The following is a 14,229-nucleotide window of genomic DNA, read 5'->3' on the forward strand; positions in this document are numbered from 1 at the left end:
TACGAGGCGTGCGGCGGGGGCAGAGTGAGCCGTGCGGGGAGAAACAAGAAGGTCCGGAACGGCCACTTCGAGCGCGCCTCGCGGCGCGGGCCGTTCCGGACCTTCCTTCCGTCTTCCGCTCGGTTACGCGGCGCCCAGCAGACGCTCCAGGACCACGGCGATGCCGTCCTCCTCGTTGGAGGTCGTGACCTCGTCCGCCACGGCCTTGAGCTCCGGGTGCGCGTTGGCCATCGCCACTCCGTGCGCGGCCCAGCCGAACATCGGGATGTCGTTGGGCATGTCGCCGAAGGCGATCGTGTCGGCCGCCTTCACCCCCAGCCGGCGCGCGGCCAGCGAGAGGCCGGTGGCCTTCGTCAGCCCGAGCGGCAGGATCTCCACGATGCCCGGACCGGCCATGACGACGCCGACCAGGCTGCCCACGGTCGCCCGGGCCACCTGGACGAGGGCGTCCTCGTCCAGCTCGGGGTGCTGGATGTACAGCTTGTTCAGCGGAGCCGACCAGACCTCGGCGGTGTCCTCCAGGTAGAGCGCGGGAAGGCCCTCCTGGACCTGGTAGCCGGGGCCGAAGAGCACCTCGCCCTCGACTCCGTCCCGGCTGGCGGCGAGCGCCAGCGGACCGACCTCGGCCTCGATCTTCTCGAGCGCCAGCGCGGCGAGCTTCCGGTCGAGCGTCACCGATGTCAGCAGCCGGTGCGCCCCCGCGTCGTAGACCTGCGCGCCCTGTCCGCAGACGGCGATGCCCTTGTAGCCGAGGTCATCGAGGACGTGACGGGTCCACGGCACGGCGCGGCCGGTGACGATGATGTGCGCTGCGCCCGCCGAGGTGGCCGCGAGGAGCGCCTCACGGGTGCGCTCCGAGACGGTGTCGTCGCCGCGGAGCAGCGTCCCGTCGAGGTCCGTCGCGACGAGCTTGTAGGGGAACGGGGCCGGGCTCACTTGGTGATCGGCTCCAGGATTTCCCGACCGCCCAGGTAGGGACGGAGCACCGGGGGGACCCGGACCGTGCCGTCGGCCTGCTGGTGGTTCTCCAGGATCGCGACGATCGTGCGCGGCACCGCGCACAGCGTTCCGTTCAGGGTGGACAGCGGAGCGGTCTTCTTGCCGTCGCGGTAGCGGACCGACAGGCGGCGGGCCTGGAAGCCGTCACAGTTCGAGGCGGAAGTCAGCTCGCGGTACTTGCCCTGGGTGGGGATCCACGCCTCGCAGTCGAACTTGCGGGAGGCGGAGGCGCCCAGGTCGCCGGTGGCGACGTCGATCACCTGGAAGGGCAGCTCCAGGCTGGTCAGCCACTGCTTCTCCCAGTCCAGGAGCCGCTGGTGCTCGGCCTCGGCCTCCTCCGGCGCGACGTACGAGAACATCTCGACCTTGTCGAACTGGTGGACGCGGAAGATGCCGCGGGTGTCCTTGCCGTACGTCCCGGCCTCGCGGCGGAAGCACGGGGAGAAGCCGGCGTAGCGCAGCGGCAGCTTGTCCGCGTCGATGATCTCGTCCATGTGGTACGCGGCGAGCGGGACCTCGGAGGTGCCGACCAGATAGAGGTCGTCGCCCTCCAGGTGGTACACGTTCTCCGCGGCCTGGCCGAGGAAGCCGGTGCCCTCCATGGCGCGCGGGCGGACCAGCGCGGGGGTGAGCATCGGGGTGAAGCCGGCCTCGGTGGCCTGTGCGATGGCCGCGTTGACGAGGGCGAGCTCCAGCAGGGCGCCGACACCGGTGAGGTAGTAGAAGCGCGAGCCGGAGACCTTGGCGCCGCGCTCGACGTCGATGGCGCCCAGGGACTCGCCGAGCTCCAGGTGGTCCTTGGGCTCGAAGCCCTCGGCGCCGAAGTCGCGGATGGTGCCATGCGTCTCGAGGACGACGAAGTCCTCCTCGCCGCCGACGGGCACGTCGGTGTGGACGATGTTGCCGAGCCGCAGGAGCAGCTGCTTGGCGGCTTCGTCCGCCTCGTTCTGCTCGGCCTCGGCGGCCTTCACGTCCTGCTTGAGCTGATCGGCCTTCTTCAGCAGCTCGGCCCGCTCCTCCGGAGAGGCCTTGGGGATGAGCTTGCCGAGCGACTTCTGCTCGTTGCGGAGTTCGTCGAATCGCATGCCGGAGGACCTGCGGCGCTCGTCGGCGGAGAGCAGCGCGTCGACGAGGGCGACGTCCTCTCCACGGGCGCGCTGCGAGGCGCGGACACGGTCAGGGTCTTCACGGAGCAGCCGGAGGTCAATCACCCCTCCAGGCTACCGGGCCGGGCTTCCGGGGGGCGCACCGATATCACGCTGCGTGTCGCTTTGTCCTAATTGCCGCGAATGGAAAACTTCCGGCGGGAGGCTGGAAGCGACCCTTCTGCGGGGGCCGATAAAACCGGCCCCATTCCCCGAAAAGGGGCAGAGTGGCAGTGATCGGGCAGCCCCTGAGCAGGAGGGAAGGGGCTTCCTTGTCCACAGGAATTCCCCAGGCGACCGGCTTATCCACAGGCTGTGTGCCGGATCTGTGGACACAGGAATAGATCAATCTCGACTGTGGAGCGAGCGGGACCAATCAGGGTTCAAACCACCCTCACACACTCATTCGGGTGGGAATGACTCGCCCCAAAGAGTTGATCGGTGATACAGGGGTGACGCCGTTCACCTCCCGCTCGTCAGCGCGAAACCTGCGCCCCCCGACCGATTTGTCGACCTTGTCGTGCCACTCTGTCGACTTGTCCCCAGGTTCACATCGATCCCTGTGGATAACTCTGTGGACAGTGGACGGAGCGTTAGGGGCGCCCGTCGAGGCAACGCGTCAGCCAGTCCGAGGCCGCGGTGAAGTCGCCGTCGGAGGTGCCGGCCCGGGCGGCCTGGACGTCACCCTGTGCGACACCGGCGCGCGGGTAGGAGCCGAGGAACCGGATCTGGGGGCAGGTGCGCTTGAGACCCATGAGGGCCTCTCCGACCCGGCGGTCGGAGATGTGGCCCTCGGCGTCGACGGCGAAGCAGTAGTTGCCGATTCCCGCACCCGTCGGCCGGGACTGGATCAGCATCAGGTTCACCCCGCGGACGGCGAACTCCTGGAGCAGCTCCAGCAGCGCACCGGGGCGGTCGTCGCCCATCCACAGCACGACGGAGGTCTTGTCGGCGCCGGTCGGCGCGGCCGGGCGGGCGGGACGCCCGACGAGCACGAAGCGGGTCTCCGCGTTCTGCGCGTCGTGGATCTCGGTGACCAGCGGGACCAGCCCGTAGGTGGCGGCCGCGAACTCGCCCGCGAAGGCGGCGTCGAAGCGGCCCTCCTGGACCAGCCGGGCACCGTCGGCATTGGACGCCGCCGACTCCCACAGGGCGTCGGGCAGGTTCGACCGCAGCCAGTTGCGCACCTGCGGCTGGGCGACCGGGTGCCCGGTGACGGTCTTGACGTCCGACAGCTTGGTCCCGGGCCGTACCAGCAGCGCGAACGCGATCGGGAGCAGCACCTCGCGGTAGATCATCAGCGGAACGCCGCCGGCCAGCTCGTCCAGGGTCGAGGTGACCCCGCCCTCCACCGAGTTCTCGATCGGGACCAGGGCCGCCGCGGCCTCACCGTTGCGCACGGCGTCCAGGGCTGCCGGGACCGAAACCATCGGGACGAGTTCCCGGGTCGCGGCTTCGGGGAGGGTGCGAAGGGCGGCTTCGGTGAACGTGCCTTCGGGACCGAGATAGGTGAAGCGGGTGGCCGACATGCGATCAGCCTAATGCCGGGGCCCGGACGCGACCTGGGCTGTTCACCCTTCGAGCAGCCGTTGCCCCACGTACTCCCCGGCGCGTGCCCCGGGCGGCACCGCGTACAGGCCGCTCGACTCGTGCCGGATGAATTCCGACAGGGCGTCGCCGCGGTCGAGCTTGCGCTGGACGGGGACGAAACCGCGGGACGGGTCGGCCTGCCAGCAGATGAAGAGGAGCCCGGCGTCGGGGGCTCCGTCCGCGTCGATCCCGTCGTGGAAGGAGAAGGGCCGCCGGAGCATGGCGGCTCCGCCGTTCTGCGCGGGTGCGGAGATCCGGGCGTGCGCATTGGAGGGGATGACCGGCTTTCCGTCGGCGCCGATCTTGTCGAGGGCCGGGGCGGTGGTCTCGTCGCCTCCGGTCAGCGGGGCGCCGGTGGCCTTCGTACGCCCGATGACCTGCTCCTGCTGGGCCAGTGACTGCTGGTCCCAGTGGTCGAGGAGCATGCGGATGCGACGTACGACGGCGTACGAACCCCCAACCATCCAGGCGTGCTCCGGGGGCACGGTGCCCTGGACGAAGATCCGCCGGTCGAAGTCGGCTTCGGTGGGCTTCGGGTTGTTGGTGCCGTCGACCTGGCCCATGAGGTTGCGGGCCGTCATGGGGGAGGCGGTGGCCCCCGGAGAGCGGTTGAAGCCGTTCATCTGCCAGCGCGGCCGGGCCGCCTCTCCGGCGTCCTTCTGCAGCGCGCGCAGGGCGTGGAAGGCGACCAGCGCGTCGTCCGAGCCGATCTGGACCCACAGGTCGCCGTTGCTGCGCCGGGCGTCGAGGCGGTCGGCGGAGAAGTCCGGAAGCGGGTCGAGGGCGGCGGGGCGGCGCGCGGTGAGTCCGGTGCGCTCGAAGAAGGAGTGGCCGAAGCCGAAGGTCACCGTGAGGGAGGAGGGGCCGGAGCCGAGGGCGATGCCGGTGTCGGCGACCGGTGCGGTCTCGCCCGCCGTCAGCCGCCGCGCGGTATCGGACCAGCGCCGCATGAGGGCGGCCGCCTCGGTACGTCCGGCACCGGGCGCCAGGTCGAAGGCGAGCACGTGCCCCTTGGCCTGGAGGGGCGTGGTGATGCCGGCCTGGTGATCCCCTTGGAAGTCGACCCGGGTGGCACCGAGGCTTCCGGGAGCGCCGCCGGAGCCCGCCGTCCCGGACCCGGACACCTCGGAGTGCACGAGGGCCCCGCCGGCGGCGCCGAGCGCGAGCCCGGCCGCGCCCGCGGCGCCGACCGTGCCCAGCAGGCGGCGCCGGGAGATCTCGATGCCGGGGAGCCCGGTGCTGCTCTCGCTGCTCGCAGCGCTTTCGGTGGGGTCGCTGTTCTGGGTCACGCTGGTCAGCCGATCTTCACGTTCTTCTGGACGGTCGTCTGGTCGATGTCGGAGGTGCGGATGGTCACGTCGATCCGCCAGTCGCCGGTCAGCGGAAGCTGGACGCCCGACGCGGTCCAGTGCCCGGGTGCGGCGCGCTCGGGCAGGACCGGAAGGGGACCGATCTCCTTGGCTTCCAAGGTGAACGACACCTTGAGCTCGGGCAGGTCGAGCGGCTTGCCGTCAGGGGTCTCGGCCCACACGTGGAGCGTGTTCGCACCGACCCGGCCCGGGTCAAGCTGGAGCCGGACCGAGCCCTTGCCGTTCTGGCCGCCGGTGTCGAAGGGCAGCGTGACCTTGACCGCGCGGTCGGGAACGGCCGTGGCGGTGGACCCGCGGCCGGCCTCCAGCTCCGCGGCACGGCCGGGCTCGGTGCTGGTGAGGATGGTGGTGACGGCCAGCAGGACCACGGCGACACCGGCCTCGGCGAGGACGGACCGTCGCAGGCCGGCGCGGTCCGGGTCGGCGTCACGCGCCTGCTTCTCCCGCGCGGTGCGCCGGGCGGCGCTCTGGCGCGCGAGCTGCGCGGCACGCTGGGGGTCGGAGGCACCGGTGGAGGTGGCGGTGGCGGTTGAGGTGGAGGCCGGGGTGACCGTCACGGGCGATGTTTCACGTGAAACATCGGAGGTGGCTTCCCCCTCCCCCTCCCCCTCGGTCTCGTCCCGGCCCCCGGCCAGCCGAGAGGTCCACTTCCGGGAGGTGTAGGCGATGGCCACGACGACGGCGACGAGGCCGATCTTGACGAGTAGCAGCCGGCCGTAGTCTGTCCCGGTCAGCGCGGACCAGCTGCCCACCTGGCGCCAGGCCTGGTAGGTGCCGGTGCAGGCCAGGACGACGATGCTGGTGAAGGCGACGGCGGAGAAGCGCCGGATGGCCGTGCGCTCGATCCCGGGGACCTTGTGGAGCGCGACGAGCAGCGCGGTGAGTCCGCCCAGCCACACGGCGACGGCCAGCAGGTGGAGGATGTCGACGGGCATGGCGAGGGCGGGCTGGATGCCGGTGGAGGCGTGCTCGGACAGCGCCCAGGTGGCGGCGATACCGCCCGCGACGACGGTCCCGCCGATGCCGAGCCCGAAGACGAGGTCGCTCTCCCCCTTGGCATCCTCTTCGGAGGCATCGGAGGCATCGGAGGCCTCGGAGCCATTGGAGGCTTCGGAGGTGTCCGAACCGCCCGAGCCGTCCGACGTGTGGCGCCGGGCGTAGGAGCCGAACAGCACGGTGATGAACAGTGCGGCGGCGCCGAGGAGGAGCAGCCGCGAGACGAGCGAGGCACCGGACTTGGTCTCCAAGACGGCCTTCAGCCCGGCCAGGTCGAAGGCGTCGGCGAAGTTCCCCGACCCGGTGTACGGGTTGCGGAGCAGCAGCATCACCAGGGTGGCCACGGTGAGCGCGACCCAGGCCCGTACGACCAGCTTCTGCATCGGCCGCTGCGCGGCGCCCCGGCGCCAGCACAGGAGGATGAAGGCGGCGGCGCCGACGAGCACGGCGAACCCGGCGTAGGCCACGTAGCGCGCGATGCCGTAGGCGACGGCGACGGGCCCATCCCCCGCCGTCTGCGAGGGCAGGGAGACGGCCGTCTCGGAGGGGGCTCCGATGGAGAAGGTGAAGGCGCCGGAGATCGGATGGCTGTCCGCGGATATGGCCTGCCAGGCGACGGTGTAGGTGCCGTCCGGCTGGCCCGGGCGCAGTGCGGTGCCGTAGCGGATGATGCTCCCGCTGCAGAGGTCGCGCAGTTCACCGGTGTCGACGCGCTTGCCCCGGGGGTCCAGGACGCGGATGGAGTCGCCGTTCATGGCGACCCCCTCCGAGAAGGAGAGCGTGATCTGGGCGGGCGCCGTGGCGACCACCGACCCGTCCGCGGGGTCGCTCGCGGTCAGCGCGGCGTGTGCCGAGGCCGGCGCGGCAGCGGTGAAGAAGGCTGCCAGCAGTGCGGCGAGGACCAGCGTGAGCCGCGGCAGGAGTGCCGTAGCGCGGACGCGGGCCGTGGATGGGGTCGGGGCGGTGGCCGTCATGGCGTGTCAGTCCCTCGGTCCGTCAGTGGGCGGTGCCGTCAGTGGATGTCGGAGCCTTGTACGTCCGCTCCTTGACGTCCAGCTCGACCTTGACCGGGCCGGACTTCTCGAAGCGCAGTTCGACGGTGACCTTGTCGCCGACCTTGGGGGTGTTCTTGAGCCCCATGAACATGACGTGGCTGCCGCCGCGCTCCAGCTTCAGTTCGCCGTTCGCGGGCACATCCATGGACTGCACCTGCTGCATCTTCTGATCCTTGGTCTCGTGGATCTGCAGGTCGTCGGAGAGCGTGCTCGTGGCGCCGGTCAGCTTGTCGGCCGTCTTGGAGTCGTTCTTGATGACCATGAACGCGCCGGCCATCTGGTTGTTCACGGGCTCCGGCATGTAGCCGCCGCTGACCGTCAGCTTCGGTGCGTCACCGGAAGCGGATGCGGACTCGGAATCCGAAGAGCAGCCGGATATGGCGAGCGCGGCCGTCAGGGAGAGGGCGGCTGCGAGGGTGCGGGTGGTGCGGGCGTTCACGGGTTCTCTCCCTTGACGATCTTCGGCAGGTCCTTGGTGTAGTCATCGACGGTGGTGCTCTCGCCGTAGAGGAGGTATCCCTCGTCGGTCTTGGGCGAGAAGGCGATGACCTGGGCACCGTGCATGGAGACGACGTTGCCGTTGGCGTCCTTCGTGGGGGCCTCGATACCGATGCCGAGCGTGCGGGCGGCGGCCTGGATGGTGGCGAAGTCACCGGTCAGCCCGGTGAAGGCCGGATCCAGGCCCTTGAGCCACGCGCCGAGGGACTCGGGAGTGTCCCGTTCCGGGTCGGTGGTGATGAAGACGATCTGGAGCTTGTCCTGGTCGGCCTGGGGAAGTGCCTTCTTGGCGACGGCGATGTTGCTCATCGTCAGGGGGCACACGTCGGGGCAGTGGGTGTAGCCGAAGTAGATGAGCGTCGGCTTGCCCTTGGTCTGCTCGCGCAGGTTCCACGGCTTGCCGGTGGTGTCCGTGAGGACGACGTCCGGCTTGTCGAAGGGGCGGTCGAGCACGGTGGCGGACCCGGCTTTCGCCTGGTTCTCGCTGATCTGGGTGACCTGGCCGTTCTTGGCCGGTTCACCACCGCAGGCGGTGAGGGTGAGGGCGGCCGCCGCCACGAGGGCGGCGAGCGTCACACGTGTGGTGCGCATGGGGAAGTCCCTGAGATCGGGGGTGGTACGGGTGGATCCGTGAGCCCGGCCGGCCCGGATGACCGGCCGGCTGCGCAGGATCGTCAGGTCGGGAGTCGGGAGTCGGGAGTCGGGAGTCGGAAGGTCGGGCGGTCAGGAGGTGCGGCGGCGCGAGGCGACGCCGAAGGCCACGCCACCGAGTCCGATCACGATGCCGGCGACGCCGAGGGCCCGCGCGGTCGTGTCGGATCCGCTCTTGGCGGCGGCAGTTTCGTGGCTGTCCTGGCCGTCCTTGTGGGAGTCGGAGTTCTTCGCCCCGTCCGCCGGCTTCTTGGCAGCGGTGTCGTGGTGGTCGGCGCCGGCGGCGGTCAGCTTCAGGACGGGCGCCGGAGTCTGCGGCTCGGCGGCACCTTCCTTGGGCTCTTCGATCCAGCGGACGACCTCGCCGTTGTCGTAGGTCTGGATCGCCTTGAAGACCATCTGGTCGGCGTTGTCGGGGAGCTTGCCGACGGAGACGGGGAACTGCTGGAACTTGCCGGCCTCGATCTTGCCGCCGGTCCAGGTCACCTTGGTGACGACCTCGTTGACCTGCTTGCCGTGCACGGTGAGCGGCTTGTCGAGCTTGGTCTTCTCGACGTTGGACGTCCAGCCGGGGATGTCCTGCGGCATGACGGACGTGAGCGGCTGGTCCACGGGGAAGTTGACCTCGAGCTGCGTGGTCGCCGCGTTGTCGCGCTCGTTGGGCACCTTGAAGTTGAGCGTCGCGTAGCCGCCCTTGGCGGCCTCCCCGACGGGCTGCACGCTGACGTGGGCGAAGGCGGTGCCGGAGAGGAGGAGGACGGAACCGGCGGCGAGGGCGGCGGCGAAGGAGACGCGAGAGGTCTTCATGGCAGAAACACTCCACGGAAGCTGTGGTGACGGTTGCTCCGCGCGCGGCGCGCACGGAGTTCGCGGCACCGGTGCTCCCGTCGTGAGTCCCGGGGAGGAGAGGTGCCGCTTCAGGCTGCGAGGGCGAACGCCGTGGGCGGCCCGCGCCTGATCACCGTGTGCTGGAGTGCGTCCCGGCCCGTGGAGAGTGCGGGGCCGGTCCCGTCGCCCGCTGCCCGCGGGGTACGCGCGGGCAGGCCCGGAAGGTCTGCGCCGAGGGCTCGTACGTAGGCCAGAGCGGCACGCAGCGGGCGCACCGGTCCGGCTCCGGCGGAGAGCCTGGACAGTTCGAGGAGGCGGAACAGCGCGGCGTCGCCGCGCCCGAGCAGCCAGCCTGCGGCGAGTGCGGCCAGCAGGTGCCCGATCAGCATGGCCGGGCTGAGCAGCCCCACCAGTTCGCCCGACGGTTCCATCAGGCCCTGCCCGATGTGGGCGTGGGCCAGGTGCCCCTGCGCCTCGGCCTGAGCGGCCACGGCGTCCGGGTCCAGCCCGGCGCTCTCCACGATCCGCCGGGCGTCCGCCGGGTGGATCGGGACGGAGTTGCCCCCGCAGACCAGTTGGGCGGCCAGCGCCGCGAGCGAGGTCTCCGAGGAGGTGCTGCCGCCCGCCGAGGCGGTGGTGTGCTGGCCGAGGCCGAACACGGTGTGCAGCGCGAGCTGTCCGCCCGCCAGTGCGGCGGCGATGCCGGGCAGCGAGCGGCGGCGTCCCGCGAGCGGGGCCGCCACCGCGAAGACGGCGAGGAAGCCGGCGCAGAGGGACCACCAGGGCACCGTCGCGCAGGAGGCCAGTGCGTGCCCGACCGCGGACAGCACGACACAGACCGCGGTGAACACCGCGGCCCGGATCAGCCTGAGGCCGGGTCCGGCCTGCGTCGCGTGGGGGGCAGTCATGGCCGGGCCATCATCGCACTGGCCTTAGGCGCCGCATACGGCAGGTGCGACAGCCGGTTTGCATTCCCGCGCACGGATGCCCGGCCGCACCCCGCATACACCGCTGCCCGGGAGCGCCGCATCGGCCGAACGAGGGCTCTGTCGGCCCTCAGGGGCTTAGCCCCGGCCCCGGGCGGCAATAGGTAACCGTATGAGCATCTGGTGGTCTCTCCACTTGAGGCGCGAAGCAGCGAGTGTGCCCCTCGCGAGGCGACTGCTGTTGGGGACGATGGAGACCGCGGGGGTGGACCCTGACATCTCCTTCGACCTGTCGGTGGCGCTGAGCGAGGCGTGCGCGAACGCGGTGGAGCACGGCGGCCGCGAAGCCGCCCCGCGCTCCGGCTGCACGGACGATGCGTCCTCGGGCGGCGGCTCCCCGGACGGGACCGGGGCGTACCACGTCACGGCCTATCTGGACGGGGACCGCTGTCGCATCGAAGTGAGCGACTCGGGTCCGGGGTTCCCGCCCGCGACGGTGGCCCGCCGCAGACCGTCCCTGGCCGAGCACGGCCGGGGCCTGCACCTGATCGAGGAACTCGCCGACCACGTCCGCTTCCGCAACAGGCCCGGCCGGGGTGCCGTGGTCAGCTTCGACAAGATGCTGAAGTGGCGGGACGACTCCCTGCTGAAGGTGTCGTAGACGCACCGATGGGCGGAACCCGTGGAGGGTCCCGCCCATCGGCGCGTACGAGCGGTGGCGTCAGCCCTTGAGCCGCGCCATCCAGGCCTCGACGTCGTCCGAGGTGCGGGGCAGCCCGGCCGACAGGTTCCGGTTGCCGTCCTCGGTGACGAGGATGTCGTCCTCGATCCGGACGCCGATGCCGCGGTACTCCTCGGGAACGGTCAGGTCGTCGGCCTGGAAGTACAGACCGGGCTCGACCGTCAGGCACATCCCGGGCTCCAGCGTGCCGTCGACGTACGCCTCGGTGCGCGCGGCGGCGCAGTCGTGGACGTCCATGCCGAGCATGTGACCGGTGCCGTGCAGGGTCCAGCGGCGCTGCAGACCCAGCTCCAGGACACGCTCGACCGGTCCCTCCAGCAGACCCCACTCGACGAGCTTCTCGGCGAGCACGTGCTGCGAGGCGTCGTGGAAGTCGCGGAACTTCGCGCCCGGCTTGACGGCGGTGATGCCGGCTTCCTGGGACTCGTACACCGCGTCGTAGATCTTGCGCTGGATGTCGGTGTACGTGCCGCTGATCGGCAGCGTGCGCGTGACGTCGGCCGTGTAGAGGGAGTGGGTCTCCACACCGGCGTCGAGCAGCAGCAGGTCGCCCGAGCGGACGTCGCCGTCGTTGCGGACCCAGTGCAGGGTGCAGGCGTGCGGGCCGGCGGCGCAGATGGAGCCGTAGCCGACGTCGTTGCCCTCGACGCGGGCGCGCAGGAAGAACGTGCCCTCGATGTAGCGCTCGGACGTGGCCTCGGCCTTGTCGAGCACCTTCACGACGTCCTCGAAACCGCGGACGGTGGAGTCGACGGCCTTCTGCAGTTCGCCGATCTCGAAGGCGTCCTTCACGGCGCGGGCCTCGGAGAGGTAGACGCGCAGCTCTTCGTCGCGCTCCTTGGTGACCTTGTCGGTCAGGGCCGTCTCGATGACGGAGTCGTGACCGCGCACGGCGCGGACCGGGCCCTCGGCCTCGGCCAGCTCCTCGGGAAGCTTGCGCACGTCCCTGGCCGGGATGCCCAGCAGCTGCTCGGCCTCCGTGAGGGAGTGGCGGCGGCCGACCCACAGCTCGCCGCTGCCGGAGAGCCAGAACTCGCCGTTCTCGCGGTCGGAGCGGGGCAGCAGGTAGACGGTGGCGTGGTGGCCGGTCTCCCCCGCGGGCTCCAGGACCAGGACGCCGTTCTCGGTCTGGTCACCGGTGAGGTACGCGTACTCGGTCGAGGCGCGGAAGGGGTACTCGGTGTCGTTCGAGCGCGTCTTCAGCCGGCCGGCGGGGACGACGAGGCGCTCACCGGGGAAGCGCCGGGACAGCGCGGAGCGGCGGGCGGCGGTGTGCGCGGCCTGAGCGATCGGCTCCAGTCCGCGCAGCTCGGTGTCTGCCCAGCCCGTGCGCATGCTCGCGGCGAGCTCCTCGCTGACACCCGGGTACAGCCCGTTCTTGCGCTGCTTGATCTTCTTCTTGGGCTGCTCTTCTTCCGGGGTCTCCGGGGTGAGCTCGTCAGCCACGTCTTCTCCTCAGTACGGCGGACACGGACCGGGTATGGACCTCATCCATCGTATGGGTGAGCGGACGCCCCCCGGCGGGTCGTGTGACAAATCCGCTAAACCCGGTCACACAGTCACACGCCCCGCCGTCACCCGAACCGCGTCACTCGAACCGCGTCACTCGAACCGCGTCACTCGAACCGCGTCACTCGAACCGGGCCGCGAGCAGCACGATGTCCTCCGAGGCGTCCGCCGGGGCCACGGGGCCGTCCCCGTCGCCGTCCGGCAACACCGTGCGCAGGATGTGGTCGCAGATGGCGGCCGGGTCCTCGCGGGCGCTACGGGGGATCCCCGCGGCGGCGGCGTGCAGCCGCGCGTACGCCCGGTCCATCGGGTCCCCGGTGCGCCGGAGCAGCCCGTCCGTGTACAGCAGCACCGTTTCTCCGGGCGCGGGCTCGATCTCCACGCTCGGGGCCTCCCAGCAGGAGAGCATTCCGAGCGGTGCGGAGAGGGTGGTCTCCACGTACTCGGTGCGCCGCTCGCCGATCAGCAGCGGCGGGGTGTGCCCGGCCCCGGCCAGGATGAGCTTCCTCCCCCGGCCGTTCGAGTTCGGTCCCCCGGCGGGCTCGCAGTAGGCGAAGAGCGCGGTCGCCGAGCGCGCGGGCTCGGTCAGGCGCAGCAGCAGCTCCAGGTCGGAGAGGACGGCGACGGGGTCCTCTCCCTCCATGACGGCGTACGCGCGCAGCGAAGCGCGCAGCCGGCCCATCGCGGCGACGGCGCTCGGTCCCGAGCCGGTGACGGAGCCCACGGCCAGGCCGAGGGCGCCCTCCGGCAGCGGCAGTGCGTCGTACCAGTCGCCTCCGCCGTGCGGGCCGGTGTGGTGCCGGGCGGCGAGCTGGACCCCGGAGATCCGGGGGAGCCGGCTGGGTAGCAGCTCCTCGGCGACGGTGGCCAGGCTGGTGCGGGCGCGCTCCACCTCCAGCATCCGGGCCAGGTGTTCGGAGGCGTGCCGGACGTACAGCCCGGCCAGGTCGCGCTGGCGGTCGTTGGGCTCGGCCTGTTCGTCGTAGAGCCAGACGGCCGCGCCGAGCCGGCCCGTGGCTTCGGCGGTCAGCGGCAGCGCGTAGCTGGCGGCGTAGCCGAGTCGGGCGGCGACCTCGCGGTGGCGGGGGTCGACGGGGGTGGCGTACCCGCCGGCGCCGGTACCGGGGGCCGTGCCGGGCTCGGGCAGGACCTCCGAGCCGCCGTGGGCGTCGGGCAGGCCGTCGAGGATGCGGCCGTAGGAGGTGGCGCTGCGCGGCACCGTCTCGATGTGGCCGAGGTCGGCGTGGCCGAGCCCGAGGCCGATCGTGCTGGTGGGGCCGAGCCCGTCGGAGGGCTCCAGGACGATCAGGCCGCGCCGGGCGCCGACGAGGGCCGCGCCCGCCCGCAGGAACTCCTGGAGGGAGGAGGTGAGGTCACTGGCGCGGGCGAGCCGCTCGGTGAGCTCGTGGAGGGTGGTGAGGTCGGAGACCATGCCTGCGAGACGGTCCTGAATGACCGAGCTCGCAGCGGGTCCCTGCGCCGGGGCGTGGGCCGTTCGCGGGCTCGTCGGTGTGGACGCGGCCGTGGGCACCGCTGTGGGCGCCACAGTGTGCGGGGACGCTGTGACGGCTGGATCGATTCCAGCCACTTTCGGCAGATGCGGGGCGCTCATGGCGTCCGCCTTTCCAGCTGGTGCGATTCGCCATATAGCATCGCAAACCCCCAGATCATGCTGCGCCGCTATCAATGAATCCACATCTACACGCACACGAGGAGCGATGTCCAGCATTGCCCAGGTGGGAATCCTGGTGTCCGTGGGACGGCAACTCACTGTCCGGTCAGGGCTAGAACTTGGCCGGAAAAAGCAGGAAGCGGACGGTTTTTGCGGTCGACTGGGCGAGTCAGTCGGCCGGTCCGGGTACGTAATCCGTTGCACCCGGGGAGAGTTGGCGCAGCCCGGTGCCCGCCGGGAACCGTCGG

Annotated in this window: 12 protein-coding genes; 1 reads left to right on the forward strand and 11 read right to left on the reverse strand. The window is 71.2% G+C overall.

Going from position 1 to position 14,229, the window contains the following annotated elements; genetic code table 11:
- Positions 1-123 precede the first annotated feature (123 nt).
- From ACE1OC_RS21015 to ACE1OC_RS21055, 9 genes are all read right to left on the reverse strand, one after another.
- On the reverse strand, positions 124-936 hold the full coding sequence (locus ACE1OC_RS21015) for an HAD family hydrolase (protein ID WP_407838292.1): 813 nt from the start codon (positions 934-936) through the stop codon (positions 124-126).
- A complete protein-coding gene (gene serS, locus ACE1OC_RS21020) occupies positions 933-2,210 on the reverse strand; it encodes a serine--tRNA ligase (protein WP_250738569.1) in 1,278 nt (425 codons plus the stop codon). Before serS ends, ACE1OC_RS21015 begins: the two co-directional genes overlap by 4 nt.
- Before the next feature lie 527 nt (positions 2,211-2,737).
- Positions 2,738-3,673: a prephenate dehydratase gene (gene pheA, locus ACE1OC_RS21025; RefSeq protein WP_250738568.1), complete on the reverse strand. Its 936-nt coding sequence runs from the start codon at positions 3,671-3,673 to the stop codon at positions 2,738-2,740.
- A gap of 42 nt (positions 3,674-3,715) precedes the next feature.
- Entirely contained in the window at positions 3,716-4,957 is a 1,242-nt protein-coding gene (gene efeB, locus ACE1OC_RS21030; RefSeq protein ID WP_407841631.1) for an iron uptake transporter deferrochelatase/peroxidase subunit, read from the reverse strand.
- 71 nt (positions 4,958-5,028) lie between these two features.
- Positions 5,029-7,074: a copper resistance CopC/CopD family protein gene (locus ACE1OC_RS21035; RefSeq protein ID WP_407838293.1), complete on the reverse strand. Its 2,046-nt coding sequence runs from the start codon at positions 7,072-7,074 to the stop codon at positions 5,029-5,031.
- A 22-nt stretch (positions 7,075-7,096) separates the two neighbouring features.
- The gene (locus ACE1OC_RS21040; RefSeq protein WP_407838294.1) at positions 7,097-7,594 is read right to left on the reverse strand and encodes a copper chaperone PCu(A)C; all 498 of its coding nucleotides are present in this window, start codon (positions 7,592-7,594) and stop codon (positions 7,097-7,099) included.
- Positions 7,591-8,244 carry an SCO family protein gene (locus ACE1OC_RS21045; protein WP_274548457.1) on the reverse strand — a complete coding sequence of 218 codons (654 nt, stop codon included), beginning with the start codon at positions 8,242-8,244 and terminating at the stop codon, positions 7,591-7,593. The genes ACE1OC_RS21040 and ACE1OC_RS21045 overlap by 4 nt, the downstream gene beginning before the upstream one ends.
- 132 nt (positions 8,245-8,376) lie before the next feature.
- A complete protein-coding gene (locus ACE1OC_RS21050; RefSeq protein ID WP_407838295.1) occupies positions 8,377-9,111 on the reverse strand; it encodes a YcnI family protein in 735 nt (244 codons plus the stop codon).
- A gap of 110 nt (positions 9,112-9,221) precedes the next feature.
- Entirely contained in the window at positions 9,222-10,040 is an 819-nt protein-coding gene (locus ACE1OC_RS21055) for a hypothetical protein (protein WP_407838296.1), read from the reverse strand.
- A gap of 190 nt (positions 10,041-10,230) precedes the next feature.
- Here ACE1OC_RS21055 and ACE1OC_RS21060 point away from each other — a divergent pair, with 190 nt between their 5' ends.
- Entirely contained in the window at positions 10,231-10,719 is a 489-nt protein-coding gene (locus ACE1OC_RS21060; RefSeq protein WP_267038774.1) for an ATP-binding protein, read from the forward strand.
- 60 nt (positions 10,720-10,779) lie between these two features.
- Here the strand turns inward: ACE1OC_RS21060 and ACE1OC_RS21065 are convergent, their stop codons facing one another.
- Together ACE1OC_RS21065 and ACE1OC_RS21070 are read right to left on the reverse strand one after the other, a co-directional pair.
- Positions 10,780-12,246, reverse strand: coding sequence for an aminopeptidase P family protein (locus ACE1OC_RS21065; protein WP_407838297.1), 1,467 nt, complete (start codon positions 12,244-12,246; stop codon positions 10,780-10,782).
- Positions 12,247-12,430: 184 nt separating this feature from the next.
- Positions 12,431-14,038: a PP2C family protein-serine/threonine phosphatase gene (locus ACE1OC_RS21070; RefSeq protein WP_407838298.1), complete on the reverse strand. Its 1,608-nt coding sequence runs from the start codon at positions 14,036-14,038 to the stop codon at positions 12,431-12,433.
- Positions 14,039-14,229: the final 191 nt, after the last annotated feature.

This window comes from Streptomyces stoeckheimensis (assembly GCF_045822005.1).
Lineage (GTDB): Bacteria > Actinomycetota > Actinomycetes > Streptomycetales > Streptomycetaceae > Streptomyces > Streptomyces stoeckheimensis.